Genomic DNA, 26,593 nt, shown 5'->3' with positions numbered 1-26,593 from the left:
TGTCGGCACGCTTCTAAAGTGAAGCGTGCCACGAGCGGCGGGGCAGATGAGCCGGTTTCAGAATTGTGCCGCCTCCGCGCGCTGCCGGCGGTATTGCACCGTCGGGAGGCCACCCCAACCCCAGTTGTCGAGATCGACTTCCTCGATAACCACATAGGTGGATTCAAGCGGTTTGTTCAGGACATCGAGCAGCACTTCGCTGACGCCCCTGATGATCGCGGCCTTCTCCTCGGCGGTGACCGAGTTGCGGCCGGGTGCGCTTCCCTCGCGAGTAACCTGTACGGTGACGATAGGCATTGCAGTCTCCTTTGCGGATCTGGTTCGTGTGTCGTCGCAGGGCGATATGCCGTTTACCAGCGTCCCGCGTTCTGACCGCCGTCGACATGAAGGATCTCGCCGGTGATGAATCCCGCATTTTCGAGATAGAGGACGGCATCCACGACGTCGCGAATTTCGCCCATCCGGCCGACCGGGTGCAGTCCGGCGAGCGTCGAATGCGTCTCAACTGGATGCATCGGGGTCTTGATTACCCCTGGGGAGACCGCGTTGACGCGGACGCCGCTCCTGGAAAACTCCATCGCCAGCGACCGGGTCACCGCGTTCAGGCCACCTTTGGTGAGCGACGCGAGTGCGGAGGGCATGCCGACCATCGGCTGATCGACCAGGCTGGTGGTGATGCTGACAATATGGCCCGAACCCTGCTTCAGCATTTCCGCTGCGGCACGCTGGGTGATGTGGAAGAAGCCGGCGACATTCACCCCGAGATTGTGGTCGTAATCCTCCTGGGTCATTTCGACGAACGGCTTGGCGAGGAAAACGCCGGCATTGTTCACCAGAGAGTCGATGCGGCCGAAGCGCTCGATCCCCTCGCGCACGATCCGGTCGGCGGTCTCCGGCTGGCTGATGTCGCCGGCGACTGTATGGATATCCGGATCGGCGCTCGGCTTGATGGACCGGGAGGTCGCGACGACGCGGTAGTTCCGGTCACGATAGGCGCGAACCAGTCCGGCGCCGATGCCTTGCGAGGCGCCGGTGATGACGACGACTTTCTGTTCGTTACGCATTGATGTGATCCTTTCTCGATCGCAGCGGCCGCTTCCTGCGTCCGCCCTCCGCCCTCGGCGTTGGTGCGATCGAAATTAGATCGGTGCGATCTTTGGGAGAATTGCCGGCACTTGATAGACACTCGACCGGATTCCGGCATAATCAGGTAAGCGTGCCCGCCTCCGCTGCCATGCGCGCAAATTCGGAGCGCAGACGCGGCGCTGCATAGTCGACAAAGGCGCGGACCTTGGGGACCGACATTCGGCCCTGCGGTGCGAGCAAATGCGCCGGCAGGGGCGGATGCTCGGCATCGGAAAGCACGATCTCCAGGCGCCCGTCCTTCACATATTCCGCGACGTGATAGGAATAAAGCCTCGTCAGGCCGCGCCCGGCAGCCGCCGAAGCGGCGGCAGCGCGCACGCTGTTGACGATGCATCTGGGCTTAAACTGGACCGTCCTGGGGAGGGACGAGCCTTTCGCCGGTGTGAAGCTCCAGGACTCCAGACCGAAATTGGTGAAGGCCAGTATTTGGTGCCTGGCGAGATCCGCCGGTTCTTCGATGCGGGGGTGATTGGCGAGGTACCGAGGCGAGGCGACCACGACGCGCCGCACATCGCCGCCGAGCCGGGTGGAGATGAGCGACGAATCTGCCAGTTGGCCGATGCGCAGCGCAATGTCGACGCCTTCGTCCACCAGGTTGACGAAGCGATCGAGTAGAAGAAGCCGGACAGAAACGGTCGGGTAGAGATCGAGAAAATCATCCAGGATGGGGCGAAGTATTTCCTCCCCGAGGATTGGTGGCGACGAAATCGTCAACATCCCACGGGGTGCGGAGCGCTCGCCTCCTGCGAGCATGTCGGCTTCCTCGAGGTCGGTTAGCACCCTTCGGCAGGCGGTCGCATAGCGTTGGCCTGCTTCACTCAGTTTGAGGGTGCGGGTGGTTCGATGCAGAAGCTCGACGCCTACATGCGCTTCCAGGAAGCTCAAGGCGCGACTCACCGCTGTGGGCGAGCGCTTCAGCCGGCGGGCCGCCCCGGCGAGGCTGCCTTCGTCGATCGCGGCGACGAAAACTTTCATTGCATCGATGCGGTCCATTATTCTGCCGTTCCCCGGTACAGTGACTGCCACATAGCGAGTATTCACCCGAAGACGGCAATACGCAAATGATGGTGGCAGGGCTGTACTGGCCGGCGGTCCGCGAGAGCCTCGCCAACATACGGTCACGGCTCGAGAATAGGCTGCGTATCCGCGCGATCCTGCGCTTGGAAGCGCTTCAACGAAGGAGAATGACCATGAAGATCCTGATGGTTCTGACTTCGCATGACCGGCTCGGCAATACAGGCAAGCCGGCCGGCTTCTGGCTTGAGGAGTTTGCTGCGCCCTATTACGTGTTCAAGGACGCCGGGGCGGAGGTCACGATCGCGTCGCCCAAGGGCGGTCAGCCGCCGATCGATCCCAAGAGCGATGAGCCAGCCAGCCGGACTGCAGCGATGGAGCGCTTCAAGGAGGACCCTGCAGCCAGGGAAGCATTGGCAAATACTCTGAAGCTCGGTGAAGTCAACCAGGAGGACTACGACGCGGTGTTCTATCCGGGCGGACACGGTCCGATGTGGGACCTCGTCAATGACAGGAATTCCATCGCTCTTATCGAAGGCTTCTACGACGCGGGCAAGCCGGTCGCCGCCGTCTGCCACGGCCCGGCCGTCCTGACGCAGGTCACGCATCGCGGCGAGCCCATCGTCAAGGGAAGGCGCGTCACGGGCTTCACCAATTCCGAAGAGGAGGCCGTTCAACTGACCGATGTCGTGCCCTTCCTGGTCGAAGACGAATTGAAGCGCCTCGGAGGGCGCTACGAAAAGGCCGAGGATTGGGCCGACTTCACGGTTGTGGACGGCAGGCTGGTCACCGGCCAGAACCCGTCGTCGTCCACATCCGCCGCCAGAGAACTGCTGAAGCTTCTACAGTAGTCATCCTTGCCGGCTGGCATGATGCTGCAGAAGGCCCGTGAGGCTTTCTGCACTTCGATACAGATCCCCTCGTTACGAGACACAATCGGGATACCTCGCTCTGGTCCCATGCTCCGCGTGTCAAGCGCGACCGCCGCCGCGAGAGGCGCAGGTCCAATGCAGAGGGACGAAAATGATCCTTTTCACGATAGCTTATCTTGCAGGTGTGCTGACCATCCTCAGCCCCTGCATCCTCCCGGTCTTGCCCTTCGTGTTTTCGCGGGCCGGCCAGCCCTTCGCCAGGAGCGTTCTACCGATGCTCGTCGGCATGGTTCTCACATTCTCGGGCGTGGCCACGCTCGCCGCGCTCGGCGGGGACTGGGCGGTGAACGCGAATGTGGCGGGGCGGTATGCGGCGATCGCAGTGCTCGCCGGTTTCGGCGTGACCCTGCTTTCGGCGCGGGCCGCGGCCGTGTTCACTCGTCCGGCCGTCGCGCTCGGCAGCCGGCTCTCACAAAGGGTGGCCGGTCAGCAGCCGAGCGTCGGAGCGTCTCTCCTTCTCGGTGTTGCAACCGGGCTTCTTTGGGCGCCCTGCGCGGGCCCAATCCTGGGCCTGGTGCTGACCGGCGCCGCCCTCCATGGTGCGAATGTCGAGACCACGCTTCTGCTGGCGGCCTATGCTGCCGGCGCGGCGACTTCGCTCGCCTTGGCCGTTCTTGCCGGGGGGAGAGTGTTCGCGGCGATGAAGCGCTCACTCGGCCTTGGCGAGCGGCTCCGGCAGGGCCTCGGCATTGCCGTACTTGCCGGCGTTGCCGCAATCGCGCTGGGGCTCGATACGGGGCAGCTTGCGCGCCTCTCCTATGCAAGCACCGCAGCCCTGGAGCAATCGCTCCTCGACCGTGTACGGGACGATCCCGTCGAGGAGAGGGCGAGCGCGTCAACGGCCGCCGACGGCGAACGACCGGCCTACCGAAGCGACTTGCCGGTGGAAGGCATGTTCCCGCCGCTGGACGGCGCCGTCGAGTGGGTCAACTCGAAGCCTTTGAGCGTTGAACAGCTGCGCGGCAAGGTCGTGCTCGTCGATTTCTGGACCTACTCCTGCATCAATTGCATCCGTACGATCCCCTATGTCCGCGCCTGGGCCGAGAAGTACCGGGACCAGGGGCTGGTGGTGATCGGCGTGCATGCGCCCGAATTCGCCTTCGAAAAGCGCATCGACAACGTCAAGAGCGCAGTGACGGATTTCGATATCCGCTATCCCGTTGCGATCGACAACGATTTCGCGATCTGGCGCGCCTTCGGCAACAGCTACTGGCCGGCGCACTATTTCATCGATGCAGAAGGGCGGATCAGACATCATCACTTCGGTGAGGGCGATTATGCGCGGTCGGAGCGCGTCATACAGGAGCTGCTCGCGGAAGCGGCAGGGAATAGCCGGAGCGACAGTGGTTTCGTGCAGCCGGATGCGACGGGTGCAGAAGCCGCGCCCGATCTCGCCCACCTCCAGTCGGGCGAGGATTATGTCGGCTACATGCGCGCTTCGAACTTCGTGTCGCCGGAGCGTGTCGCAGCCGATGCGGCGCGCGACTATACCGCCGGCAAGCCTCGGCTCAATCAATGGAGTCTCGCCGGCAACTGGACGGTTGGTGCAGAGCAGGCGACACTCAATCGGGCCGGGGGCGCAATCACCTACAAGTTCAGCGCGCGCGATCTGCACCTTGTCCTCGGCCCTGGGAAAAACGGCGGCAGGGTGCGCTTTCAGGTGAAAGTCGACGGTGTAGCACCGGGCCCGGATCACGGTTCGGACATCAATTCCGACGGCAATGGAACGGTGGGCGAGACGCGCCTCTACCAGCTCGTAAGGCAGTCGGGAGAAGTGCGCGAACGGACGTTCGAGATACGCTTTCTCGATCCCGGCGTCGAAGCCTTCGTTTTTACATTCGGATGAAAGAAGAGAGGAGAGCGCGCGTCGGTGCCGTGAGGTCTGGCGCGCGTGAATTGTAGCCTACTGTATCGGCGGCCGTGAAACGGTACACGGGCTTTCAATTGCGGTCGGGCGGGCTCACATTCGAGATACATCACCATCGCATTTCACGGCTGTGGTTCACACTATCCGGAGAAGTTCGATGACAGGGGAATTCAATCTGCGGCGGCGGCGGTTCATGGGAATGGCGGCATTGACCGTCGCTGCGGCGCATTTCGGCGTTGGACGCGGCGCCCTCGCAAAATCAACGAGCGAGGCTCGCATTCCGGCGACAACGCCGGGGACCAATACATCTTTCGCTAAGATCAGGCAGATCGACGCGGGTGTCCTCAACATCGGGTATGCCGAGGCGGGCGCGAGCGATGGCCCCGTGGTCATCCTGCTGCATGGCTGGCCCTATGACATCCACACCTATGTCGATGTGGCGCCCCTGCTCGCCAAGGCGGGCTACCGGGTGGTCGTTCCTTATCTGCGTGGCTACGGCACGACGCGATTTTTATCCCCCGACACACCGCGCAACGGTCAGCAGGCGGCGATCGCCGCCGACATCGTCGCCCTGATGGATGCGCTCGGCATCGAGAAGGCCGTCATCGCCGGCTGCGATTGGGGCGCACGCACCGCCAATATCGTCGCCGCACTCTGGCCGGAGCGCTGCAAGGCATTGGTTTCGGTGAGCGGCTATCTGATCGGCAGCCGTGAAACCAATAAGAAGCCTTTGCCCCCGAAGGCGGAGCTTGCCTGGTGGTACCAGTTCTACTTCGCCACGGAGCGCGGGCGCGCGGGCTACGAACAGTACCGGAAGGACTTCGCGAAGCTCATCTGGCAGCTCGCATCGCCGAAATGGGATTTTGACGACGCCACCTTCAATCGAAGCGCTGAGGCCTTGGACAACCCGGATCATGTCGACATCACCATCAATAATTACCGCTGGCGGATCGGCCTTGCCGACGGCGAGCGCAAATATGATGGGCTGGAAGCCCGGCTTGCCGAACTGCCGGTGATCGGTGTTCCGACGATCACCCTGGAGGGCGATGCCAATGGCGCTCCGCATCCGGAGCCCGCAGCCTATGCCAAGAAGTTCTCCGGCAAGTACGAGCACCGGCTGATCTCGGGCGGTATCGGTCACAACCTGCCGCAGGAAGCCCCACAGGCTTTTGCCCAGGCGGTCGTCGACGTCGATCGTTTCTGATCGCGTTCGCCTGCGGAGCAATGTCCTCGTATCGAAATGTATCCGCCGGCGGTCCGTGCGGATTGGCTTACAAATTCCGCCCCTTGCGAAACATCCCATACACGTGCGGGGCGGCATATGTGTCTCGACAGTCGGACGAGGCATGCAGCTTCCGTCCCGCATCGTCAACCAAGAAGGCACATGGCGCCTTGCGCCTCCCAGACAAGAGGAGAATGACATGACCACCGCAATCAATAGCGAAAGAGCCCGGCCGGTCGATATGAAGCTCGAAGTTATCGTCGTACCCGTGTCGGATGTCGATCGCGCAAAGGAATTCTACGCGAGCCTCGGCTGGAGGCTCGACGCCGACTTTGCCGGTGCCGACGACTACCGCGTGATACAGTTTACCCCGCCCGGATCGGGTGCCTCGGTCATCTTCGGAAGGCATGTGACCGATGCGGAACCGGGTTCTGCGCAGGGATTGTACCTCATCGTTTCCAACATCGAGGCCGCCCGCGAGGAGTTGCGCGGCCGCGGCGTCGATATCAGCGAGGTGTTCCATGCGGGCGACGTGAATGCCGGGAGCGACGAACCGTATCTGTTCGGAACGCATCGTGTCGACGGCCCCGATCCCGAGCGCCGCAGCTATCGCTCCTACGCTTCGTTCCGCGATCCGGACGGCAATGGCTGGCTTTTCCAGGAGGTCACCGCGCGATTGCCCGGGCGCGTCGACGCGGACGCGACGGCCTTCAGTTCGGCCGCCGATCTCGCAGCCGCGTTCCGCCGCGCCGAAGCAGCCCACGGCGAGTACGAAAAGCAGCTCGGACACCGGGACGAGGACTGGCCCATCTGGTACGCCGATTACATTGTCCGGGAGCAGTCCGGCGAGCCGCAGCCGGCCTGAGACACTGCAGCCTGAAACGATCATGCATAGCGGGGCGGCCGAGACCGCCCCGTTCCTTTGGTAAGCTGCCCGTGTCGCGGACCAGACGGGGGTCGATAGCTCCTCAGGCAGCCCTTGGAGCACATCGAGGAGAAGCGCATAACGTTCTCCGTCCGGAAGTGCGTCGTATCAAAGATTAAAGCGTTTCACTGTTTTGATGAAACAGTGAAACGCTCCAGGGAAAGCTCCGCGGCAAGGCCGCCGCCATCGCGGTTGCGCAAGGTCAGGGAGCCGCCGATGACCGTTGCGAGCTGTTGGGCGATTGCGAGGCCGAGCCCGGTCCCGCCCGTATCCCGGCTGCGTGATTGCTCCAGGCGGAAGAAGGGCTGCAGAACCGCTTCGAGCTGGTCTTCCGGAATGCCGGGACCGCGATCGAGGACGTTTATGGTCACTGTGCCCTCGGGACGGCGCTGAACCTCGATCTGGGCGCTGCCCCCGAACTTCAGCGCATTGTCGATCAGGTTGGTGAGAATCCGTCTCAAGGCATGCGGCCGGGTCACGATTGCGCCGTCCGCCAATTTGCCGAAAGTGACGGCCTTGCCGGTATCCTGATAATCATAGGCCAAACTCTCGATGAACGAGGCGAGATCGATGCGGGTAGCCTTTTCGTCCTTGCCGTGAGCGCTGCGTGCATAGGCGACACCTTCCCTGACGAGACGTTCGACCTCGTCCAGATCCCTCATCAGCTTGTCTCTCTCGATGGACGCTTCGGCCATTTCCGCTCGGAGTTTCATCCGTGTGATCGGTGTTTGCAGGTCATGCGAGATCGCGGCCAATATCTGCACGCGCTCCTCCAGATACTGCGCGATGCGATCCCGCATCGCATTGAATGCCGTCGCCGCATAGGCGACTTCCCTCGGTCCGGTCTCGCTGAGGCGCGGCGTCTTGCTGTTCGGATCGAGCGTGTCGGCGGCCTTCGCCAGATCCGCGAGCGGGCGGGTGGCCTGCCGCACTGCTAACCAGCTGCACAGGACCAGAAGGGAGAGCTGAGCGACGAGAACGTAAGGCAGCCAGTCGGCAACCGGCATGACGCCCCTTGGCGTGACGTCGATCGTCAGCGGCTCACCGTCGCTCAAGCGAAGATGTGCCTGAAGACGGCGGACGCCGCCCGGGATGGATTCGACCTCGATCGAATATTTCGCACCGATGGCAGCCCGGACCTTGTCGGCGACCTCGGCGTCGGCCTCATTGAGCACGGGACTGCCGGGCATGCCCGGCCCCAGGACGAAGCGGTAGGATCCGCGAGCGAGCCGGCCCAGCCAGGCGGCGCGTTCGCTCGCGGGCAGCCGGTCGAGAATGGCGATCGACGTCGCGACGTCGGTTTCGAGCGTATTGAACATCACCGACCTGGCGGCGATGTAGCGTTCCGAGAACAGAACCGCAAAGGACATGGCGTGGGCGACCGCCAAGCCGGCGAGAAGGATAACGAAAAGCCGCGCCCTGAGTGTGCGCGGCCACAGGTGAATATCATGGAGAATCGACCGCGCCGCCATCAGCGGGGCTCCACGATCTCGACCGGCACCGAAAAAACATAGCCTTCGCTGCGGACGGTCTTGATATAGGTCGGCTCCCGGGCATCGTCGCCGAGCCGCTGGCGAACCCGGCTGACCAGGAGATCAATAGATCGGTCGAAGAGTTCGGCCTCGCGCCCCTGTGTGAGGTTGAGGAGCTGGTCGCGGTTGAGAACGCGCTGGGGGTGATCGACGAAGACGCGCAGCAGCCGGTATTCGGCGCCGCTGAGCGCGATCGCAGTACCGTCCGCATCGATGAGATGCCTTGCCGTCGTGTCGAGCCTCCATTGGCCGAAACGCAACAGCTGACCCGCCTCCGAGACCTGCAGGTTCGCCGGCAGCATTCGCGCGCGCCGCAGGACCGCCTTGATGCGGGCGAGCAGTTCGCGCGCCGAGAACGGTTTGGCGATATAGTCGTCGGCGCCCATTTCCAGCCCGATGATGCGGTCCATCTCGTCCGAGCGGGCGGTCAGCATGACGATGGGCGTCGCCTTGTGTCTGCCGACACGCAGTTCGCGGCTCAAGACGAGGCCGTCGTCGCCCGGCATCATCAGATCGAGAACGATCAGATCGACCGTATTCGCCTCTAGGAAGGTCCGCATCTGCCGCCCGTCGGCGACGGCGGTCACCCGCAGACCGTTCTTCTTCAGGTAAGCCGACACAAGCTCGCGGATTTCCCGATCGTCATCGACGATCAGGATGTGATCGATATGCTCCATGGCAAGACACCCCTTTGACCGCCATTTCTTAACAGAACGAGAATACCGTGACAGCAGTATTCACCGGCTCATGCCTGTGCCGTAATGCGGGGGTCAACGCAAGGACCGGAAAGCGGCACGCAGCTCGGCGCTGAAGAGATCCGGCCCTTCCCACGCGGCGAAATGTCTGCCTCTGTCCACGCGGTTGAGACCGGCGGGAGCATGGAGCCGCCGGTTTGTTGTCGCGCCGCGGTTCTCGGCATCCATGACGGACGCTCACTTGACCGGAACGACAAGCGGGGAGCCTTTTTCGACGATGTATGTCGCGAGTTCCGATGCCTTGCCGCTTCCGACATTCTTCGCGAGATGAGCCACCCCGGCCGGAATGAACAGGGCATCGTCGGCATGAAGCGTGACCGGCGCTCTCCCCTCGAGCTGATATTCCAGCGAGCCTTCGAGCACATAGGCCACCTCTTCGCCCGGATGGGAGTGCTTGATGGAGACGGCACCGGGATCGAAATCGACGCGCACCTGGATCGTTTCGCGGCCCGGCTGGCCGAGATCGTGCTGCAAGAGATCGGTGCGGTGAAGTCCCGCCTGTTGTGCTTTGGCCGCTTGCAATGCCAAGCCGCTTCCAACGACCAGCAGCGCGGCCGCCAAGATTCGAGACGTCTTCTTCATAAAGGTCATCCTTTCCGCATTGGCCGAGGCTCGTCCTCGGTGCCAGTGCGGTTATTTGAACGACCGTGTGTATTGACGATGTGTCGGCCGGGCGGGACTTTTGTAACGGCATGTGTCTGCGCGAGGCGTCGGCCTTCGCCGCACGACGCCGACGATGGTCACGCTTATTCGCCGCCCGCCTGCATTAAATCCGGTCGAGGCACCGCCACGGCGCCTGGCGGTCGAGGATGGTCGATCCGGGGCACCAGGTCGACGAGCGGTTCCATGGGCTGGCTTGCTGGCGCCACAGAGGACCGAACCACAGAAGCACGAGCGCCGCTCCGAGCGGGAGGGCGGGGATCGCGATGAACAATGCCGTTTGCATAAGCTTTGTCGGTCACGCGGGGGTAACCGCTCCTATCGGCCGTTGTGCGGCCTCTCGATTCTTACAACCGGATGGTCCTAAGAAAGTTCCTTGCAGTGCACATGCTCGCCGGGGGCTGCAAAGTCTTCGATGCGAGCAGATGGGGAACTTTTCACGCCATGAACTGTCGGGCGCCTTGTTCGTTGATCCGGTTGCGCGGAACGATTCATTCAAGCCGAAGGTAAGGTGGCCTCCGGAGGTGTCGCCGATGAGAGCCATCGACGACCACCTCGGGTCGCTGCCGCTTTAGCCATTGATTAAGCGCACTCCCGAACGGAAGACCGATAGACACTTTTCCCGGAAGAGCCGTTGCTCCGGATGCCTGCCTCTCAAGCGATGTTGCGGTCGGTGTTGCCGGCATTCCAGCCGGGTGATCCTCCCGATGGGCGGATGCGAAGGCTGTTCTGGACATGCTTCACGCCGGAGACGGCCTCCGCGCAGTCCTCCGCGCGGCGTTTGGCGCATTTGGAATCGACCAAACCGCTCAGTTGGACTTCGCCATTGGTGACCGAGACCGCGATATCGGAGGCGTCGAGCATTCCGTCGTCGCTCAGGCGATCGCTCACATCTTCCTGGATGCGGGTGTCCGAACGGATGTAGCCCTTGGGACCTTTGCCGCGATGCTGGTCCATCTCGCGTCTGCGCTCGGCTCCCTTGTCGCCCAACCAGGACGCGACTTCGTCGCTGGCGCGTTCGAGAAAGCCGCGCTCTCCGTAGCCCCTGCCAAGACGGGGATACTCCTCGCCATAGTCGTCGTCGCGGTAGAAGCCTCCACCGCCGAAGTGACCTGGACCGTATGCGCGTTCCCGTTCCCAGCTGTCATCGCGCCCGCGATATGTGCCGGAGCGGCCCGGCTCGTTACCGGCAAAATACGCCGGGCTCTCGTAATCCGTAAGCCGCGGACCGGCAGTCAAGGCGCGGCGCCTCTCGTCCTCGTAGGATTGGCCGCGCCGGCGCCGGTCCGATTCGGGATAGCTCTCGTAGACGTCGCGGCTCCAGCTCCTGTTCCTGGCCATGATCTCCTCCTTGGCTTGGTTCGTCGAACGTCGGTCAAACCCGCGAGCAGACGCTCGGTTCCGGCGCAGTGAGCGCTCCGGCACAGGCCCGGGCATGTCGCGGAAACAGGACCGCCCGGAACCTTCGGTGGCCGACACAGTTGGCTGCATTTGAGGAGATACGACGATGTTGACGAACTATTTCTGGCTTTTTGTCACCGGCGGTGGCGCCTTCATACTCGGCGCTGCGGTCGCCTATGCCATCTTGAAGCAGAGGCCGCTCTCGCGTGCCGAAAAGCAGGCGCAGAAGCGCAAGGTCGAGGAACTTTACGAACAGTCGCCGGAGAACCGGCCCCGCTGATCGCCGGGCGGCGAGATGGCTGCAACGGGAGGCTTCCTGAACAAGCGAAGCACGCAAGGGGAAGGCCTGCGGCGCTTTGCAGGGAACAAGGCTCCAGATGGCTCGTTTGATTGCGTAGACGATAACGATCCCCGTTATGCATGGGAGGAACCGAGAATGACCAATGACACAAGCGGCCGCGGGTCCGGCGATCCCTTGGGCAGGCCTTTGACGTCCGCGCAAGGCATCGAGCGCGTGAGCGGCGTGCAAGCCGGTGACACCGGCGGAGAGGGGGAGGCGGGTGACCGCAGCCTCGAGAACGCCGTGCGTGAAGACGTGAACGAGTTCAAAGAGTTCGCCAGTGAACAGACGGATCAGGCAAAGGCGGCGGTCGGCCGCGCCGTGGAGGATGAGAAAAATGCGGCAGCACGCCAGTTGAGCGGTGTTGCTGACGCACTCGAGAAGGTCGGAAACGAACTCGAACAATCGGATCAACGGGCCATCGGCCGCTATGCAAAGCAGATCGGCACGTCGCTCCAGGGCTTCGCACGCAAGGCAGAGGGCCGCAATCTCGGCGAGATCGCCGGAATGGTCGAAGATTTCGGCCGTAAGCAGCCACTCGCCTTCCTCGGCATGGCCGCGATCGCAGGACTGGCCGCAAGTCGGTTCCTCACCGCTTCGCCTCCACGCCGCGACGGACGGGATGCTTCGGGACGGACCCGTCAATCAAGCGAGAAGGAACGCTATAATGGCTAATCATCGGGACGAGCGCCCCCTGACGGAACTGATGACCGGTCTGGTGGCGGATATATCCGGTCTTTTCCGGAAGGAAATTGACCTCGCGAAAGCCGAGGCATCCGAGAATCTCAATCGGGCGGTCGGCAGCCTCGAGACGCTGCTCGTCGGGCTGATCTTTGCCATAGGCGCAGTCGGCGTGCTGCTGAGTGCCGTCGTCCAGGGTCTGGGCGCCTTCCTCGTGGCTCAGGGCATGACCGAAGCGAATGCCGATGCGTTGTCGGCGGCCATCGTCGGCGTGGTTGTCGCCTTGCTTGCCTGGGTGATGATTTCGCGCGGCCTCTCAGCGCTCAAGGGCAGCAGCATCCAGTTCGACCGGACGGCCGCCTCCCTGCAGCGCGACGCGAACGTGGTGAAGGAGAGACTGCAATGAACGATTCCGCACACACCCACTCCGCTGCCGAACTGCAGCGCGAAATAGAGGCCGATCGCCAGCGAATCGAGGAAAAGCTCCACGAAATTCAGGAGCGCATGTCGCCGGGAGAACTAATGGACGAACTGCTCGAGTATGCAAAAACGAGCGGCGGATCCGAATATCTGAGCAATCTCGGCGTAGCGCTCAAGTCAAACCCGATCCCGGTCGCCCTGATGGGGGTAAGCCTCGCCTGGCTGATCGCCAACCCCGCCTCGCGCGCGCCGCGCCACGGGGAGGGGAATGACGATGCGGATGATTACCCGCTTGCACCCGTAACGGGCTCCGTCCGGAGAGTGGGTCCGGTGGAGGCGAGCTTCGGCGAGCGCTACAGTCACTTCACGGATGAAAGCGGCAGCCGCTTCCGCGCCCTGACGGACGATGCCGGCCGGCGGGCCGGGCACTTCGTCGACCCGGCCGGGAAGATCTATCGCGGCTTTACCGATGCGGCAGGCAAGCAGATCGAAGATATCAGGGACGAGACCGGCGCCCTGTTCGACGAGGCGTCCGGCTGGGCGTCCCGGACCTGGAGACAGGTGAGCGCCGCGGCGGGCCGTATGTCCGATTCGGTGACGGGAGCCGGCAGATCTCTCGCCGGCAGCATGCAGGGTGCCGGCCGGTCGCTCGAAGAACAGGGCGCGCAGCTCAACGCCGCCATCTTGAGGCATTTCCGCGACCAGCCGCTTGTCGGCGGAGCGCTCGCCTTTGCCGTCGGTGCGGCAATCGGGGCGGCGCTGCCCCACAGCGAAGCCGAGGACGAGGCACTGGGCGAAATGGCGGAAGATGTGCGGTCCAATCTCGCGGCCAGGGCGAATGCCGGCGTGGCGCAAGCCATGGAGGCCGGGCAGGAAATCCTCGACAAGGCCGGCGATGCGGCGCTGGAAGTGCATGACGCGGCCAAGGATCGCCTGCAGCAGTCGGTGCGGGAGTAACCTCTCTCGCAGCGATTAGTCGTTCTAAATTGCCGGAGCGTTTCAGGAACACTGAAACGCTCCGTTGTTGAATCTTCCCGGACGGCAGCCTCCCATACCTACAGATCTGCGCGCTTTTGGCAGCCAGCCGCCTCAGGCCGATGTGCCGCAAATCGTTTTGCAAATCGATTTGAAAAACGATTTGCAAAACGATTTATCCTCTATTATTCATTGAGGCATGACAACGATTGCCAAGGTAGCGAAACGAGCGGGCGTATCTCTGACAACGGTCTCGCACGTGCTGAATCATGCGGACCGTGTTTCGGCGGAAATGCGTCGAAGGGTGGAAGTCGCGATAGCGGAGCTCGGTTACGTGCCGAACCCCCAGGCGCAGAGTCTGCGCACAGGGCGGACCAATCTCGTCGCAATGCTGATCCCGGATATTCGCAACCCCTTCTATCCGGAACTCGTAAAGGCGGCCCAGTCGGATCTCCAGGCGACGGGGCTGGATCTTCTGATCTTCAACACCGACGTTCCCGGCGGTCACTCGCAGGAGCATAGTCAGCAATATCTGAGGCATATACGAAACCGCCGGATTGACGGGTTGATCGTGGGCGACTTTGCCCTGCATGACATGCACGACGCATTGATCGGCATAGACGTTCCCACCGTCTTTATCGGTGACCTGCCGAATGCAGCCGTCGACAGCGTCAAGATCGACGATTTCGGCGGCGGTTATCAGATGGGCGCCTACCTTGCAAAGAAAGGCCACAAGCGCATCGCCCATGTCACCGGTCCGTCTTTCTTTGCCGAGGCCATGGCAAGAGCGGCGGGCTTCGAACAGGGTCTGCGCGATCACGGCGTGGAACCGCTCGCCGAACTGCGGCGCGAGGGCACCTATCTTAGCCCGTCGGGCCAGGAAGCCGTAGAATGGCTGCTGGCGAGCACTGGGGACCACCTGCCTTCAGTCGTCTTTTTCGGCAATTATCTCATGGCGGCGGGGGCTATCGCCGAATTCCATGACCGCGGCGTCCGCATTCCCGACGACGTTGCGATTGCCGTTTTCGGCGACCAGCCCCAGCTCGAATATGTGCGGCCGCGGATCGCGCGTGTCGGCAACACCCCTTCGCTGCTCGCGCATCGAGCAACCGCCATGCTGCTCGAACGGTTGTCGGGCGAGTATTCAGGGTCGCCCCGCTCGGAGGTGATCCCCTGCATCCTTCACGCCTTCGATACGGCGTAAGGCGAAGCCGTCCTCCGGAGAGGAGCCGGGGGCGTTTACCAGCAAAACGGGAGGAATTAATGAGTGACAGAGAGAAGGTTTTTCCGACACTGACCCGCCGCGGCCTGCTGAAGGGCGGTGCGGCTGTTGCCGGTGGTGTCGTCGGCCTCGGCGGATTTCCCTACATCAACCGCCTGGCCGTACGGGCACAGGAAGGACCGCTGAAATTCTGGCAGTTTTACGCACCCGGCGGTCCGGTAGCGAGCCAGGTCGCGTGGTTCGAGAAGACGGTTGCCGATTGGAACGACAGCCACCCGCAGAAGATCGAACTCGAATTCATTCCGAACTCCGAATACATCAGTGGCCCGAAACTGGCGACTGCGTTTGCCTCCGGCGAGGGACCTGACATCTTTATCATCTCGCCGGGTGACTTCCTGCGCTACTATAATGGCGGCGTCCTCAAGGATCTGACCCCCTTCATCGATGACGAGGCGAAGGCGGACTTCCCCGAAAGCGTCATCGCCAACCGCATGGTGGACGGCAAGATCTTCGGCATCCCGATGGAAGTCGAGCCGATGGCGATGTACTATTCGGTCAAGGCTTTCGAGGAGGCCGGCCTCAACGAGAACGATGTCCCCAAGACATGGGAGGCGTTGCTGGAGGTGGCCAAGAAGCTCACGACTCCGGAGCGCTTCGGAGTGATGTTCGAGACCCAGCCGGGATACTACCAGAACTTCACGTGGTATCCCTTCCTTTGGCAGGGCGGCGGCGAATTCCAGACGGCCGACGGCAAGAGCAGCTTCGATTCGCCGGCAACGGTGCAAGCGCTCAAATTCTGGCAGGACGCGATCAACAGTGGGGCGGCGCCCCGCCAGATCATGGGTGCGGGCGGGCACGACACCATTGCGAACCTCGCATCCGGCTATGTCGCCATGCAGAATGTCGGCATCTGGGGCATTTCACAGCTTCAGAGCAATGCCAAGGACTTCCAGTATGGCGTCTTCCGGCTGCCCACGCCGCCAAACGGCAAATATGTGACCGTCGGCGGCGGGTGGGCATTCGTCGCCAATGCAAATGGCCGCAACTCCGACGCGGCGGGCGAATTCTGCGCCTGGGCCCTAGCCTCCATGGATCAGGGCTCTGTCGACCGGGTCGCCAACTGGTGCACCAAGGGCAAATCAGACATGCCGCCGCGCAACAGCGCGCTGAAGAGTGGCGGCGGAGCCTTCTCGACGGGTATGATCGGTAAATTCGCCGAGGAGATCCATCCCGGGACCCGGGCCGAGCCGCGCGTTCCGCCGGAGGTGTACAAGATCATCTCCGACGCGATCCAGCAGACGCAGCTGGGCGGCGCCGATCCGCAAACGACGGCGACGGCCGCCTCTCAGCAGCTCGACGCGTTTCTCGCGAGCTATCAAGGCGCGCCGATCCTTTGATGACGGCCACACCGGCGGCCGCAGCGGATGCGGCCGCCTCAGCAAGCTGGACATGATGCCATGACAATCATTGCCGAAACGGCCGCGCGGCGCAGGCACGCCGGGCGAACCCGCCTTTCCGCCAAGCATCGCGAATGGATCGCGGGCTATCTTTTCGTGTTGCCCGATGCGCTGGGGCTATTCATTTTTCTCGGCGTCCCGATGGCGCTGTCCCTCGTGCTCAGCGTCTTCGAGGTCAACGGTTTCGGCGGTTACTCCTTTGTCGGCGCCAGGAATTACCTGCGCATGTGGAACGACCCGCTGTTCTGGAAGGGAGCGAGGGTCACCGCGCTCTACGCGATCATGCTGGTCCCGCTGCTCTACGTATGCGGGCTGGGCCTTGCCCTTCTCGTCCAGCGCACCGATCGCTTCAACGCGATCATGCGTTCAATGTTCTTTGCACCGCACATGGTCAGCCTCGTCGTGGTCGCGCTGGTTTGGCAATTCATGGTCGTCGACAAGATCGGCGTAGTCAGCAGACTGACCGCCGCTCTCGACATCGGCAGCATCTCCCTCCTCGGCGATCCCAACTTCGCGCTGATCACCATCGTCCTGGTCAGCGTCTGGTTCCTGATGGGATTCTACATGCTGATCTTCCTCGGCGGCCTGCAAGACATTCCCCGTCAATATTACGAGGCGGCGATGATCGACGGGGCAGGCGCCATCGCCCGCTTCTGGTTCATCACGCTGCCGCTTCTCAAGCCCACGAGCTTTTTCGTGATCATGGTGTCCATGGTCGCGGCCGTCGCAGGCGCGCAGGCCTTCGACATCATCTACGTCATGACCAAGGGCGGGCCTGCGAACGCGACATCGGTACTGATCGTCTATATCTATCAGCAGGCTTTCGGTTTCGGCGCCTTCGGCTACGCGGCTGCCATGGCCTCCATCCTGGTTGTGGCGCTGATGATCGTGACGGCCGTTTTCTTTGCTCTGACGCGGGGAGGACGGTTCCATCATGAGCAGTAAGCGCCCCCAGCCTTTTTTCTCCCGATCGCAGGTGACGCTGGTCCGCGGCCTCTGGATGGTGGTGACCGCCATACTCGCCTTCATGACGCTCTTTCCGCTCCTCTGGATGGTGTCGATCGCCTTCAAGCCGGCCGCCGAGTCGTTTTCTTCGAATCTCATTCCGCAGGCACCGACGCTAGACAATTTCATCTATGTGCTGACCGGCGTTCCGTTCATCCGCTACATGGCCAACAGCTTCCTCGTGTCCGCCACGGTCACGATCGTGGCGCTGTTCTTCCACACCATGGCCGGCTATGCGCTGGCGCGGCTGAGATTTCCCGGCCGAGAGGTGATGTTTCTCTCGATCTTCTCGACGTTCCTGGTCTCGCTGCCGGTGATCATCGTGCCGCTCTTCGTCATCGTCAAAGCCATGGGCATGCTCAACTCCTATGCAGGATTGATCATCCCGGCGATTTTCAACGCCTTCGGCATCTTCCTTCTCAGGCAGTACTATCTGTCGCTGCCCAAGGAGATCGAGGAAGCCGCGCGCATCGACGGCGCGGGTTACTGGCGGATCTACTGGAGCGTCATCCTCCCGCTCAGCCGCCCTATCATGTCGGCACTGGCGATCCTGTTTTTCCTGGTCAACTGGAATTCCTTCCTGTGGCCGCTCACCATCACATCGGACCCCGATCTCTGGGTCGTCCAACTCGGGATTGCGAATTTCAAGAGCCAGTATTCGGCATCCTGGAACTACATGATGGCCGCTTCCACGATCGTCGCCATCCCGACCCTCATCCTTTTCGTGATCTTCCAGAGGCAGATCATGGATTCCCTCAAGACCAGCGGACTCAAGTGAGCTGCGAGCGAATATACAGGAGCAATTCGAATGACCAATGCCGGCCTCTCGCCCCTTCGCGGTCTCGCGAAGCTGCGCAAAGCGAAAACGCGCCGCTTCTCCAGCCATGACCGCACCGGCGGCAACGACGACAGGCTGCACATCGAACCCGGCAAGACGGTGGTGATCGGCGAATATGAAGGTGCCGGCATCATCACCCATATCTGGGCGACGCTCGCATGCGAGAGCGAGGACTTCCTGCGCAAGATCGTGCTCAGGGCCTACTGGGACGGTGAAACGGAGCCGAGCATCGAAGCGCCTGTCGGCGACTTCTTCGGCATGGGCCACGCCCGCACCGCCAATTATGCAAGCCTGCCGATGCAGGCGAGCCCGGAGGACGGCAAGGCCTTCAACTGCTACTTCCCCATGCCCTTCGGCTCGCAAATGAAGTTCACCGTCACCAACGAGGCGGAACACGACCTCCTCTTCTACTACTACATCGATCTCGAGCTTCACGATGTCCTCGAAGAGGACATGGGCCGTTTCCACGCACATTACCGCCAGGCACGGCCGGCGGGTATGAGCGAAGCCGGGCTGACAAACGAACAGTTTCTTTTCGGCGGCGAGAACGTCGATGGTCGGGAGAACTACACGATCCTCGAGGCCGAAGGGCGCGGCCATTACGTCGGCGTACTCTACAGCGTTTATTCGCGGCGCCGTTCCGAGGTTTGGGATTGGTATGGCGAAGGCGACGACATGATCTTCATCGATGGCGAGCAGGGACTGTCGGTACCGGATACGGTGCGCAAGCCCGATCCCCGCATCGGTCCGAAGGCGGCGTTGATCGAACCGCGGCCGGAGTCCGAACCAGGTGCCAACGACGCCTGGCCGCCGACCCTGCACGGCACGGGCACGGAAGACTATTTCAACACCGCCTGGTGCCCCACCCAAGATTATAGCGCGCCCTACCACGGCATCATCGCGGCCGGCGGCCCCAACTGGACCGAACCTGTCACGCTCTACCGCTGGCACATCGAAGATCCCGCCATCTTCCACAAGGCCATTCGGGTGACCATCGAGCGGGGCCATGCCAACCGCCGCGGCGACGATATCTCCTCCGTCGCCTTCTGGTACCAGGCGGAGCCGCATAAGCCCTTCGGCAAGTTCCCCGATGTTGCGGACCGGATACCGGCTTATCGCCGCCCGTTCCACAACATGGAAGCGGCGATGAAAAAGGCGAGAGGCTGAGATGGCCAGCGTTGAAATAAGGAATGTGGTCAAGCGCTTTGGTGCGCTGGAAGTCGTTCATGGTGTCTCGGCAGAGATCGCCGACGGCGAATTCGTCGCGTTGGTCGGACCGTCGGGCTGCGGCAAGTCCACCCTTTTGCGGATGATCGCGGGCCTTGAAGAAATCTCCGACGGAGCGGTCGTGATCGGAGGAGATATCGTCAACGAGGTCGCTCCGAAGGACCGCAACATCTCGATGGTCTTCCAGAACTATGCGCTCTACCCGCACATGACCGTTGCCGAGAACATGGCCTTCGCGCTTCGCTTAGCCCGCCTCCCCAAGGACGAGCAGAAGAGAAAGGTGGGCGAAGCGGCTACCATGCTTGGCCTCGACGGCCTGCTCGAACGGTATCCGGGGCAGCTCTCCGGCGGCCAGCGCCAGCGCGTCGCCATGGGCCGGGCCATCGTCCGCCGTCCTGAAGTCTTCCTGTTCGACGAACCCCTCTCCAATCTCGACGCAAAGCTCCGAGTGCAGATGCGTGCCGAGATCAAAGGTCTGCACCAGCGCCTGCGCACCACCAGCATCTACGTGACGCACGACCAGATCGAAGCCATGACGATGGCCGACCGCATCGTCGTCATGCGCGACGGCAATGTCGAGCAGATCGGGACGCCACTGGAGATTTTCGACTATCCTCGCAATCTCTTCGTCGCGAGCTTCATCGGCAGTCCCTCGATGAACTTCATCGAGGGCGAGGTCGTTGACGGCACGTTCCGGGCGCCCGGCGACATCGTCATTCCTGCTCCCGATCTGTCTCACAAGGGGCCGGCCGTCGCGGGAATAAGGCCGAACAAGCTGCAGATCGGCGCTAACGGTCCCTCCGCCAAGGTGCTGATCGTGGAACCGACGGGCGACGAAACACATCTTTTGGTGGAGCTTGGCGGAGCGCAACTGGCGATGTTGCTTCGCGAACGCACCAGCCTCGCGCCCGGTGACCGGATCGGTCTCGACCTCGCCTCCGCTGATATTCACTTCTTCGACGCTCATACCACCCTGCGGCTTGGAGCACGTCCAGGAGAAGTGCGAAGCGGTTTTCCGTCCGCAAGTGCGTAGAGCCGGCCGCTTGACCTCGCCGCGAGCGCCGGTCAGCCCGGGTACGACGCCGCGGAGGAGCAGGGAACAAATATCGTGACAGCCGGTTGAGTCGCGAAGCGGAAAGGAGCGACCATGTCCAAGCCGGCAAGCAATTCTGCGCAGGTGCGCGGCGACATCCAGCATGGAAGGACGGGCGACAAGAGGCGCGGCTTCGACCCCGCGGCGGCGCCGCTCGAGACCGATGACGAAGCAGGCGGTATGCCGCCCGGCAGTGAAGCGGTCCGAAACGCCAGGGCCGGGCAGGCCGCGGGGAGGCCGGCCGATACCTCTACCGAGTACAACGACGCGATGCGGCCGCTTGCAGCGGCGGAGACCGCCGCACCGAACAGGCAACGGCTGGGGCTGAGCCTGGCCATCATAGCCATGGCCGTCGTGATAGGCGCCTTGATCTACGCCGGCGGGCTTCTCTCGCCGTAAAAGCGGTTCTTCAAACAAGCGAAGGAGTCTCCAAATGCCTGACCGTCGACGCCCCTCGAAAGATCCTCTATCGGAACTGGCCGCTCGCGAGGAAGCCATGTATTTGCGGCGCTCGTCGACGCGCTTTCTCGAATGTGCGATTCATCTCTGCGTGACGCACATGACGCTTCAGGAAGTCGCCGACCTGCTCGAGAAGGAAGCTGCGCAGCTTCGCCGCTTCGGATGAGGTCCGTGAGCGACGGACCGTCAACGCCAAGGCGACGGTGAATTGCCCCTCTGGCCTGCAGGCCGGAGGTTCGCCGCAGCCACTAGTTCCCGATATCTGCTGAATTTCCGAGGATCCTCAAGGTGGGCTCGTCCAGATACGGGCGCTCGCCGCGCCGCAGGAGATAGACTTCCCGCTCGGGATTGGCTTCGATGACGAAGCCGGCGCTTCGCAGCATCGCTTCGACGCCGGCGCGGTTGGGGATGAACCAGTTGGTGGGGTCATCCGCGAAGCGGTGTTCGACGAAGAACAGCTTCGGATAGTCGGGCCGGTCGAAGATCTCCCACTCCCGGAAATCGTAATCACCCTTGAGAGTTGCCACGGATTCCGACCCGCGCTGCATGCACTGGAAGAGCATCTGGTCGCCGACGACATGCTCGTAGAGGAGGTCGAGTGCCAGCAGCGGATGGCGCAGGTGATAGAGAACGCCCATGAAGATGACCAGATCGAATCTCTCGCGCAGCCGTGCCGCGTCGTAGACCGACATAAGCCTGTACTCGATGTCGACCCCCGCCTGCTCCGCGGCAAACTTCGCCTGCCGCAGATAGTGCGGGTCCGAGTCGATGCCGAGTACGCGTCCGGCATTGCGGCGTTTCATCTCCTGCGCGTAGAACCCGGCATTGCAGCCGATGTCGAGGACGCTCCTTCCTTCGAGGTCTTCCGGCACCACATGCCTGAAGGCCTTCCATTTCACCGCGGGATAGTCGCCGAGGAAGTGACCGGGCGCCGTCTCGATGCCTCCGATCCGCATGTTGTGGAACCAGGGACCGAGCGCCGCAATCTCTTGCGCTATGACCGTTCGGTCTTTCGTCTGCTGAACCATGATCACAGATCCTGAGTGACGACGGAAAGTTGCGGCTGGCGCCGGGTGCGGCCGGACCGGCGTTCAGCGCGGCTTCCGGCAAGTGCGCTCTGGAACCAGGCGATCGTATGGGTCAGCCCGTCCTCCAGAGGAACTTTCGGCTCCCAGCCGAGAAGCTTCCTGGCGCGCGCGATGTCGGGACGGCGACGCTGCGGATCGTCCGCCGGCAGCGGCTCATGGACGATCGTCGAGGCCGTCTCGATCCTGGAGAGGACCAGTTCCGCCAGTTCGATGACGGTGAATTCTCCGGGATTGCCGAGGTTCACCGGCACGGCAGGATTCTCCTCGCGGTTCATCAGCCGGATCAGTCCGTCCACGAGATCGGACACGTAGCAGAAGGAGCGCGTCTGCTCGCCACTGCCGTAAACGGTGAGCGGCTCGTTCCTCAGCGCCTGGACGATGAAGTTCGATACGATCCGGCCGTCATTGGGGCGCATATGCGGACCGTAGGTATTGAAGATGCGGGCGACCCGCGTGTCGACGCTTCCCGCCCTCAGACTGTCGAAGCAGAGGGCTTCGGCCGCGCGTTTGCCTTCGTCGTAGCAGGCCCGCGGCCCGGTGCAATTGACGTGGCCCCAGTAGTTCTCCTGCTGCGGATGCTCCTCGGGATCGCCGTAGATCTCGCTTGTGGAGGCCTGCAGCAGCGTGGCCCCGTGCCTTTCGGCAAGCCGGAGGAGGTTTCCCGTCCCGGTCACGCTTGTCATCATCGTGTGGATGGGATCGGCCTGGTAGGAGGGCGGCGAGGCGGGGCAGGCCAGATTGTAGATCTGGTCGAGCGGTTCATCGATGTCGATTTCGTCGCAGACGTCCTGTTCCACCATTGCGAAATAGGGGTCGTCCTGCAGACCGACGAGATTGGCAGGGGAGCCGGTGAGATAGCTGTCGAGGCAGATCACCCGGTTGCCGGAGCCTAGAAGTGCTGTACAAAGGTGCGACCCGACAAAGCCGGCGCCGCCGGCAACCAGGATGATCTTTCCTCGGCTTGCTTTGTTTCTTTTAGCCATCGGCCGTTCTCCTTTCGGGTTAAACCGGAAGCCGCCGCTCGGAACGCCTTGTGGCGAGACCGGTCCTGGCGGCGACGCTTTCGATTGCCTCGACAAAGGTCCGTGCGCGCGCCGTGGAACTGTGCGCGGCGGCGACGCGTCGATAGGCGCAATCGGCAAGTGCTTTGCGGTGTTCTTCGTCGAGCCGCGTCAATGCCGTGACGACATCGCTGCTGTTTCGCGCGATGATCACGGCCTCGCCGGCCGGGAAGAAGCTTTCGATTCCCTCCCACCAGTCGCTGATGAGCGGCGTGCGGCACGCGGCGGCCTCGAAGAGGCGAACGCTCGGGGACCAGCCGGCGGCCACCATGTCGGCCCGCGTTACGTTCAGGGTGAATCGCTGGCGGCTGTAGAATTCGGCATGTTGGCCGGGCGGCAGATGTTCGATGCGCGCGACGTTCCCCGGCCAGTCGATGTCCTCAGGATAGCTCGGCCCGGCCACGACGAAGCGCATGTGCGGCAAGCGCCGCGCCGGCTCGATCAACAGGCGTTCGAGCGCGGGTTGCCTGTCGGGGCTGAAGGTGCCGAGATAGCCGAGGTCCCACTCGGTGGCCGCACCGGTATCGCGATAGGCGTCGAGGTCGACGGCGCAATAGAGGGGCACCGGCCGCCGCGCCGAGAACTCGTCCCGCAGCCGGTCGAGCGTTCTGCCGCCGGAGAAGGAAAAATAAATGTCGAAGTCCGCAACCTGTCTTCGCGCCAGAAACTCCTCGTCGCCGCGCTCGAGCTTTGCGAGCGTCACAGGCGTGTCGATGTCGTAGAAGAACAGACGTTTCGGTGCGAGATCCGCAACCGCGTCGATGACCTCCACGCCATCAGGCACGTAGGAGCCGATGACGACGGCATCCGCGCCGGCCAGTCGGTGCGCATGCCTGGAGACGAGTTCGTCCGGGTTCGAGTAGAACACGAGGTCGCAGAAATCCGGCGCGGCCAGATCGCGGTTGCTCGCATACCAGGGCACGTCCCGTTCCAGGAACGTCACCTTGTGCCCGGCAGCGTCGAGCGCGCGAAGCAAAGCGCGATAGGTGGTCGCATGACCGTTGCCCCACGAGGAGGACAGCGAGAGACCGAGAATGACGATGTCGAGCGGTCGCTTCATTCGGCAGCCTCCATGCGGCGCGCCTGCCGCAGGACGCGGTCCACCTCCTCGGCACGGTGCGCATAGGTATGCTCGGCGAGAACGCGGCGGAGCGCCCGTTCGCCGATCTCACGGGCGCCGGCCGCCGTCAGCTGCTGCATCAGTTCGGCGACGTCGCGGCCGTCTCTGGCGACCAGCACTTCTTCTCCGGGTTTCAGGAAGAGCTCGATGCCCTCCCAGTAGTCGGTGATCAGGCAGGCGCCGGCGCCCGCGGCCTCGAAGACGCGGGTTGCCGGCGAGAAGCCGTTTTCGGCCATGCTGGCGCGTGAAATATTCAGGACGGCATTCGGCGTCGTGTTGAAGGCATTGTGGTCGGCGGTCGGGACGTGCCCGATATAGGCGACATTCGGGGACAGAGACTTGTCGTGCCACCCGGATCCGCCGAGCAGGAAACGCCGTTGCCAGAGCTTTTGCGCCGGCTCGAGGAAGAAGGCCTCCACGCGCTCCTCCCGGTCCGGCAGGCGGTTGCCGAGGAAGGCGAGATCGGCGGCAAAGTACGGATCCGGCGGCACCGGATGGTGCGTCTCCGGATCGACGGCATTGTAGATCGGAACGCAATCGCGGGCGCCAAGCGCGCGATAGGCTTCGACCACGGGATCGCCGCCGCCATAGGTCAGCACGAGATCCAGGGAGGAAAGCGCGTGGCGAAGCGGGTGGTCGGGCGCGGCCCTGAGTTCGGCCAGAGTGGCGGGTGCATCGACATCCCAGAAGATTTTCAGCGCCGCCGGGCCTGCCGCGGCCATCACCTCGGCGAGCAGCAGTTCGTCCTCGAAGCCGACGCCGCTCGCCTTGACGACGATGTCCGCTTTGGCTGCTTCCTGCGCCACTCGCTTCAACGCCTCGACGGTCCCGTCATAGACGACGACCCTGCACCAGGAGGGCGGATCGATATCGCGGTGCTTCTGCCGATCGTAGACATCGGGCTCGTAGAAGGTGATTTGATATCCTCGTTCGGCAAGCGCCCGGAGCAGGCCGCGATAGTAGGTGGCCGCGCCGTTCCAGTAGGCCGAAACGAGACTCGATCCGTAAAATGCCAGCCTCATACCTCGACCTCCTCCGAAATGATCTGTCGCGCGCCGGAGCGCGGCCTGTAGGAGGCCACGATGGCGAGAAGCTCGTCGACGCGATGGCTGCATGTGTGGCGCGCCCGGATCCTCTCCAACCCGGAGGCGGTCATCTCCGCGGCGAAGTCCGGTTCGGCGAGCAACTGGCGCAGAAGGCGCGTCATCTCCTTGCCGTCCTTGGCAAGGCAAAAATCCCTGCCCGGCCGGAAAAGTCCTTCGGCATCGCTCCAAGGCGCCGAAATCAGCGGAATGCCGCAGGCAAGCGCCTCGAAGACGCGGATCGTCGGTATGCCCGGCAGGGCCTCGACATAAGGCCGGCGCGGAATGTGCACGGTGACCCGATGCTCGGCGAAAGCCCGCGGAACAGCGGCATTGGCGAGCCAGCCGCCATAGTCGATTTTCGCGGACCGTAAAGCCTTGAGCGCGGTCTCGGGATATCGCACGCCGCGGACGGTGGTCCTGAGCTTCAGCTTTTTCGCCGGTTCGACCAGGAAGGACATGATCTCGCTGCTGCGCTCGTCGTCGCCCCAATTGCCGATCCAGATGAGCTCGCCCCGCTTTTCCACGTCCGGCATCGGGTGGAACAGCGAGGTATCCGCCGCCTCGTGCCAGGTATGGACATGCCTTCCCCAGCCCGCCTGCAGATAACGCTCCCGCAGCGCCTCACCGAAGGCCAGAACGAAGTCGTATCCGGAAAGGTCGAGCCGGGCGATGTCCCGCTCGGCGCTGACGGCGCGGTGATGGGTATCGTGGAAAGCGAGCGTGAAGCGGCCGCCCTTCAGGCGAATGCGGCCGAGCTCGGCGACGAGAGCGGGATCGGTCCACTCATGCACGATGACCATGTCGGCCTCGCGGGCCGCCGCTTCATGCTCGAAATCGGCCCCGTAGATCCCGACCCTCAAATCGGGGAAGGTCTTGCGGAAGGCAGCGATCGCTCCGTTACCCTGATCTGCGACGAGATTGCGCCGGCTCCAGGAATCGCCGGGCTCGAGCGCTACGGCCTCGTGGCCGCGCCGGATGAGTTCGCGCATGACACCGCGCAGAAAATGCGCATTGCCGTGGTTCCAGTCGGACACCAATGAGTGGGTGTAGAAGAGAAATCGCATCCGC

Annotated in this window: 29 protein-coding genes; 16 read left to right on the top strand and 13 right to left on the bottom strand. The window is 62.9% G+C overall.

From position 1 onward, the window contains the following. Nucleotides 1–57: 57 nt before the first annotated feature. The 3 genes from ACTJKL_RS23490 to ACTJKL_RS23480 all read right to left on the bottom strand — a co-directional run bounded on the left by ACTJKL_RS23490 (nt 58) and on the right by ACTJKL_RS23480 (nt 2,139). A complete protein-coding gene (locus tag ACTJKL_RS23490; protein ID WP_018098042.1) occupies nt 58–297 on the bottom strand; it encodes a tautomerase family protein in 240 nt (79 codons plus the stop codon). A gap of 53 nt (nt 298–350) precedes the next feature. Next, complete coding sequence (locus ACTJKL_RS23485) at nt 351–1,064, bottom strand: SDR family NAD(P)-dependent oxidoreductase (RefSeq protein ID WP_440853941.1); 714 nt, start codon at nt 1,062–1,064, stop codon at nt 351–353. A 142-nt stretch (nt 1,065–1,206) separates the two neighbouring features. Then, entirely contained in the window at nt 1,207–2,139 is a 933-nt protein-coding gene (locus tag ACTJKL_RS23480; protein ID WP_440853940.1) for a LysR family transcriptional regulator, read from the bottom strand. A 197-nt stretch (nt 2,140–2,336) separates the two neighbouring features. Here ACTJKL_RS23480 and ACTJKL_RS23475 point away from each other — a divergent pair, with 197 nt between their 5' ends. From ACTJKL_RS23475 to ACTJKL_RS23460, 4 genes are all read left to right on the top strand, one after another. Beyond that, a complete protein-coding gene (locus ACTJKL_RS23475; RefSeq protein ID WP_440853939.1) occupies nt 2,337–3,011 on the top strand; it encodes a type 1 glutamine amidotransferase domain-containing protein in 675 nt (224 codons plus the stop codon). A gap of 172 nt (nt 3,012–3,183) precedes the next feature. Further along, complete coding sequence (locus ACTJKL_RS23470; RefSeq protein ID WP_440853938.1) at nt 3,184–4,938, top strand: cytochrome c biogenesis protein DipZ; 1,755 nt, start codon at nt 3,184–3,186, stop codon at nt 4,936–4,938. A gap of 178 nt (nt 4,939–5,116) precedes the next feature. Then, a complete protein-coding gene (locus ACTJKL_RS23465; protein WP_440853937.1) occupies nt 5,117–6,163 on the top strand; it encodes an alpha/beta fold hydrolase in 1,047 nt (348 codons plus the stop codon). 142 nt (nt 6,164–6,305) lie between these two features. Beyond that, entirely contained in the window at nt 6,306–7,046 is a 741-nt protein-coding gene (locus ACTJKL_RS23460) for a VOC family protein (RefSeq protein WP_440853936.1), read from the top strand. A 185-nt stretch (nt 7,047–7,231) separates the two neighbouring features. On the opposite strand, the gene ACTJKL_RS23455 is transcribed toward ACTJKL_RS23460, so the two are convergent. From ACTJKL_RS23455 to ACTJKL_RS23435, 5 genes are all read right to left on the bottom strand, one after another. After that, nucleotides 7,232–8,578, bottom strand: a complete 1,347-nt coding sequence (locus ACTJKL_RS23455; protein WP_440853935.1) for an ATP-binding protein — start codon at nt 8,576–8,578, stop codon at nt 7,232–7,234. Then, nucleotides 8,578–9,315, bottom strand: coding sequence for a response regulator (locus tag ACTJKL_RS23450; protein ID WP_100672535.1), 738 nt, complete (start codon nt 9,313–9,315; stop codon nt 8,578–8,580). The genes ACTJKL_RS23455 and ACTJKL_RS23450 overlap by 1 nt, the downstream gene beginning before the upstream one ends. 255 nt (nt 9,316–9,570) lie before the next feature. After that, complete coding sequence (locus ACTJKL_RS23445) at nt 9,571–9,975, bottom strand: cupin domain-containing protein (protein WP_440853934.1); 405 nt, start codon at nt 9,973–9,975, stop codon at nt 9,571–9,573. 184 nt (nt 9,976–10,159) lie between these two features. Next, on the bottom strand, nt 10,160–10,339 hold the full coding sequence (locus tag ACTJKL_RS23440; RefSeq protein ID WP_100672533.1) for a hypothetical protein: 180 nt from the start codon (nt 10,337–10,339) through the stop codon (nt 10,160–10,162). Between the two features lie 368 nt (nt 10,340–10,707). Further along, the gene (locus tag ACTJKL_RS23435) at nt 10,708–11,394 is read right to left on the bottom strand and encodes a BON domain-containing protein (RefSeq protein ID WP_440853933.1); all 687 of its coding nucleotides are present in this window, start codon (nt 11,392–11,394) and stop codon (nt 10,708–10,710) included. 166 nt (nt 11,395–11,560) lie between these two features. On the opposite strand from ACTJKL_RS23435, the gene ACTJKL_RS23430 reads away from it, so the two are divergent. From ACTJKL_RS23430 to ACTJKL_RS23375, 12 genes are all read left to right on the top strand, one after another. After that, nucleotides 11,561–11,734, top strand: coding sequence for a hypothetical protein (locus ACTJKL_RS23430; RefSeq protein WP_080662009.1), 174 nt, complete (start codon nt 11,561–11,563; stop codon nt 11,732–11,734). Nucleotides 11,735–11,890: 156 nt separating this feature from the next. Next, complete coding sequence (locus ACTJKL_RS23425) at nt 11,891–12,469, top strand: nutrient deprivation-induced protein (protein WP_440853932.1); 579 nt, start codon at nt 11,891–11,893, stop codon at nt 12,467–12,469. Further along, the gene (locus ACTJKL_RS23420) at nt 12,462–12,881 is read left to right on the top strand and encodes a phage holin family protein (RefSeq protein ID WP_018098028.1); all 420 of its coding nucleotides are present in this window, start codon (nt 12,462–12,464) and stop codon (nt 12,879–12,881) included. Before ACTJKL_RS23425 ends, ACTJKL_RS23420 begins: the two co-directional genes overlap by 8 nt. Beyond that, nucleotides 12,878–13,852 (top strand): DUF3618 domain-containing protein, encoded by a 975-nt coding sequence (locus tag ACTJKL_RS23415; RefSeq protein ID WP_440853931.1) that lies wholly within the window; start codon nt 12,878–12,880, stop codon nt 13,850–13,852. Before ACTJKL_RS23420 ends, ACTJKL_RS23415 begins: the two co-directional genes overlap by 4 nt. A gap of 217 nt (nt 13,853–14,069) precedes the next feature. Then, on the top strand, nt 14,070–15,074 hold the full coding sequence (locus tag ACTJKL_RS23410; RefSeq protein WP_440853930.1) for a LacI family DNA-binding transcriptional regulator: 1,005 nt from the start codon (nt 14,070–14,072) through the stop codon (nt 15,072–15,074). 59 nt (nt 15,075–15,133) lie between these two features. After that, nucleotides 15,134–16,489 carry an ABC transporter substrate-binding protein gene (locus ACTJKL_RS23405; RefSeq protein ID WP_440853929.1) on the top strand — a complete coding sequence of 452 codons (1,356 nt, stop codon included), beginning with the start codon at nt 15,134–15,136 and terminating at the stop codon, nt 16,487–16,489. Between the two features lie 60 nt (nt 16,490–16,549). Further along, nucleotides 16,550–17,494 carry a carbohydrate ABC transporter permease gene (locus ACTJKL_RS23400; RefSeq protein WP_440853928.1) on the top strand — a complete coding sequence of 315 codons (945 nt, stop codon included), beginning with the start codon at nt 16,550–16,552 and terminating at the stop codon, nt 17,492–17,494. Further along, nucleotides 17,484–18,332 (top strand): carbohydrate ABC transporter permease, encoded by an 849-nt coding sequence (locus ACTJKL_RS23395; RefSeq protein ID WP_440853927.1) that lies wholly within the window; start codon nt 17,484–17,486, stop codon nt 18,330–18,332. The genes ACTJKL_RS23400 and ACTJKL_RS23395 overlap by 11 nt, the downstream gene beginning before the upstream one ends. Before the next feature lie 30 nt (nt 18,333–18,362). Then, nucleotides 18,363–19,559, top strand: coding sequence for a glycoside hydrolase family 172 protein (locus ACTJKL_RS23390; RefSeq protein WP_338284097.1), 1,197 nt, complete (start codon nt 18,363–18,365; stop codon nt 19,557–19,559). Nucleotide 19,560: 1 nt separating this feature from the next. Further along, entirely contained in the window at nt 19,561–20,652 is a 1,092-nt protein-coding gene (locus tag ACTJKL_RS23385) for an ABC transporter ATP-binding protein (protein WP_411922230.1), read from the top strand. Between the two features lie 114 nt (nt 20,653–20,766). Further along, a complete protein-coding gene (locus ACTJKL_RS23380; RefSeq protein WP_018098023.1) occupies nt 20,767–21,111 on the top strand; it encodes a hypothetical protein in 345 nt (114 codons plus the stop codon). A gap of 34 nt (nt 21,112–21,145) precedes the next feature. Further along, nucleotides 21,146–21,337, top strand: a complete 192-nt coding sequence (locus ACTJKL_RS23375) for a hypothetical protein (RefSeq protein ID WP_033046178.1) — start codon at nt 21,146–21,148, stop codon at nt 21,335–21,337. A gap of 82 nt (nt 21,338–21,419) precedes the next feature. Here ACTJKL_RS23375 and ACTJKL_RS23370 read toward each other — a convergent pair whose 3' ends face one another. Genes ACTJKL_RS23370 through ACTJKL_RS23350 form a run of 5 tightly spaced genes read right to left on the bottom strand, consistent with a single transcriptional unit; the run spans nt 21,420 to nt 26,589 of the window. After that, nucleotides 21,420–22,199, bottom strand: coding sequence for a TIGR04290 family methyltransferase (locus ACTJKL_RS23370; protein WP_026168915.1), 780 nt, complete (start codon nt 22,197–22,199; stop codon nt 21,420–21,422). 2 nt (nt 22,200–22,201) lie between these two features. Then, nucleotides 22,202–23,242, bottom strand: a complete 1,041-nt coding sequence (locus ACTJKL_RS23365; RefSeq protein WP_440853926.1) for a UDP-glucuronic acid decarboxylase family protein — start codon at nt 23,240–23,242, stop codon at nt 22,202–22,204. 19 nt (nt 23,243–23,261) lie between these two features. Next, on the bottom strand, nt 23,262–24,380 hold the full coding sequence (locus tag ACTJKL_RS23360; RefSeq protein ID WP_440853925.1) for a CgeB family protein: 1,119 nt from the start codon (nt 24,378–24,380) through the stop codon (nt 23,262–23,264). Beyond that, nucleotides 24,377–25,462 carry a CgeB family protein gene (locus ACTJKL_RS23355; protein ID WP_440853924.1) on the bottom strand — a complete coding sequence of 362 codons (1,086 nt, stop codon included), beginning with the start codon at nt 25,460–25,462 and terminating at the stop codon, nt 24,377–24,379. The genes ACTJKL_RS23360 and ACTJKL_RS23355 overlap by 4 nt, the downstream gene beginning before the upstream one ends. Beyond that, a complete protein-coding gene (locus ACTJKL_RS23350; RefSeq protein WP_440853923.1) occupies nt 25,459–26,589 on the bottom strand; it encodes a CgeB family protein in 1,131 nt (376 codons plus the stop codon). The genes ACTJKL_RS23355 and ACTJKL_RS23350 overlap by 4 nt, the downstream gene beginning before the upstream one ends. Between the last annotated feature and the right edge of the window lie 4 nt (nt 26,590–26,593).

Origin of the sequence: Sinorhizobium sp. 22678, from assembly GCF_052044265.1 — a bacterium.
GTDB classification, from domain to species: Bacteria; Pseudomonadota; Alphaproteobacteria; order Rhizobiales; family Rhizobiaceae; genus Sinorhizobium; species Sinorhizobium meliloti_A.
Note: the sequence above shows the minus strand (reverse complement) of the source record. Positions and strands in the feature narration are given on the sequence as shown.

What these genes read in the sequence shown, in the direction of transcription:
- ACTJKL_RS23385 (WP_411922230.1), top strand. Translation starts at nt 19,561, where the DNA reads ATGGCCAGCGTTGAAATAAGGAATGTGGTCAAGCGCTTTGGTGCGCTG.
- ACTJKL_RS23450 (WP_100672535.1), bottom strand. Translation starts at nt 9,315, where the DNA reads ATGGAGCATATCGATCACATCCTGATCGTCGATGACGATCGGGAAATC.
- ACTJKL_RS23475 (WP_440853939.1), top strand. Translation starts at nt 2,337, where the DNA reads ATGAAGATCCTGATGGTTCTGACTTCGCATGACCGGCTCGGCAATACA.
- ACTJKL_RS23490 (WP_018098042.1), bottom strand. Translation starts at nt 297, where the DNA reads ATGCCTATCGTCACCGTACAGGTTACTCGCGAGGGAAGCGCACCCGGC.
- ACTJKL_RS23460 (WP_440853936.1), top strand. Translation starts at nt 6,306, where the DNA reads ATGCAGCTTCCGTCCCGCATCGTCAACCAAGAAGGCACATGGCGCCTT.
- ACTJKL_RS23395 (WP_440853927.1), top strand. Translation starts at nt 17,484, where the DNA reads ATGAGCAGTAAGCGCCCCCAGCCTTTTTTCTCCCGATCGCAGGTGACG.
- ACTJKL_RS23440 (WP_100672533.1), bottom strand. Translation starts at nt 10,339, where the DNA reads ATGCAAACGGCATTGTTCATCGCGATCCCCGCCCTCCCGCTCGGAGCG.
- ACTJKL_RS23380 (WP_018098023.1), top strand. Translation starts at nt 20,767, where the DNA reads ATGTCCAAGCCGGCAAGCAATTCTGCGCAGGTGCGCGGCGACATCCAG.
- ACTJKL_RS23425 (WP_440853932.1), top strand. Translation starts at nt 11,891, where the DNA reads ATGACCAATGACACAAGCGGCCGCGGGTCCGGCGATCCCTTGGGCAGG.
- ACTJKL_RS23375 (WP_033046178.1), top strand. Translation starts at nt 21,146, where the DNA reads ATGCCTGACCGTCGACGCCCCTCGAAAGATCCTCTATCGGAACTGGCC.
- ACTJKL_RS23370 (WP_026168915.1), bottom strand. Translation starts at nt 22,199, where the DNA reads ATGGTTCAGCAGACGAAAGACCGAACGGTCATAGCGCAAGAGATTGCG.
- ACTJKL_RS23390 (WP_338284097.1), top strand. Translation starts at nt 18,363, where the DNA reads ATGACCAATGCCGGCCTCTCGCCCCTTCGCGGTCTCGCGAAGCTGCGC.
- ACTJKL_RS23350 (WP_440853923.1), bottom strand. Translation starts at nt 26,589, where the DNA reads ATGCGATTTCTCTTCTACACCCACTCATTGGTGTCCGACTGGAACCAC.
- ACTJKL_RS23360 (WP_440853925.1), bottom strand. Translation starts at nt 24,380, where the DNA reads ATGAAGCGACCGCTCGACATCGTCATTCTCGGTCTCTCGCTGTCCTCC.
- ACTJKL_RS23445 (WP_440853934.1), bottom strand. Translation starts at nt 9,975, where the DNA reads ATGAAGAAGACGTCTCGAATCTTGGCGGCCGCGCTGCTGGTCGTTGGA.
- ACTJKL_RS23465 (WP_440853937.1), top strand. Translation starts at nt 5,117, where the DNA reads ATGACAGGGGAATTCAATCTGCGGCGGCGGCGGTTCATGGGAATGGCG.
- ACTJKL_RS23400 (WP_440853928.1), top strand. Translation starts at nt 16,550, where the DNA reads ATGACAATCATTGCCGAAACGGCCGCGCGGCGCAGGCACGCCGGGCGA.
- ACTJKL_RS23430 (WP_080662009.1), top strand. Translation starts at nt 11,561, where the DNA reads ATGTTGACGAACTATTTCTGGCTTTTTGTCACCGGCGGTGGCGCCTTC.
- ACTJKL_RS23470 (WP_440853938.1), top strand. Translation starts at nt 3,184, where the DNA reads ATGATCCTTTTCACGATAGCTTATCTTGCAGGTGTGCTGACCATCCTC.
- ACTJKL_RS23355 (WP_440853924.1), bottom strand. Translation starts at nt 25,462, where the DNA reads ATGAGGCTGGCATTTTACGGATCGAGTCTCGTTTCGGCCTACTGGAAC.
- ACTJKL_RS23435 (WP_440853933.1), bottom strand. Translation starts at nt 11,394, where the DNA reads ATGGCCAGGAACAGGAGCTGGAGCCGCGACGTCTACGAGAGCTATCCC.
- ACTJKL_RS23415 (WP_440853931.1), top strand. Translation starts at nt 12,878, where the DNA reads ATGAACGATTCCGCACACACCCACTCCGCTGCCGAACTGCAGCGCGAA.
- ACTJKL_RS23480 (WP_440853940.1), bottom strand. Translation starts at nt 2,139, where the DNA reads ATGGACCGCATCGATGCAATGAAAGTTTTCGTCGCCGCGATCGACGAA.
- ACTJKL_RS23455 (WP_440853935.1), bottom strand. Translation starts at nt 8,578, where the DNA reads ATGGCGGCGCGGTCGATTCTCCATGATATTCACCTGTGGCCGCGCACA.
- ACTJKL_RS23405 (WP_440853929.1), top strand. Translation starts at nt 15,134, where the DNA reads ATGAGTGACAGAGAGAAGGTTTTTCCGACACTGACCCGCCGCGGCCTG.
- ACTJKL_RS23485 (WP_440853941.1), bottom strand. Translation starts at nt 1,064, where the DNA reads ATGCGTAACGAACAGAAAGTCGTCGTCATCACCGGCGCCTCGCAAGGC.
- ACTJKL_RS23420 (WP_018098028.1), top strand. Translation starts at nt 12,462, where the DNA reads ATGGCTAATCATCGGGACGAGCGCCCCCTGACGGAACTGATGACCGGT.
- ACTJKL_RS23410 (WP_440853930.1), top strand. Translation starts at nt 14,070, where the DNA reads ATGACAACGATTGCCAAGGTAGCGAAACGAGCGGGCGTATCTCTGACA.
- ACTJKL_RS23365 (WP_440853926.1), bottom strand. Translation starts at nt 23,242, where the DNA reads ATGGCTAAAAGAAACAAAGCAAGCCGAGGAAAGATCATCCTGGTTGCC.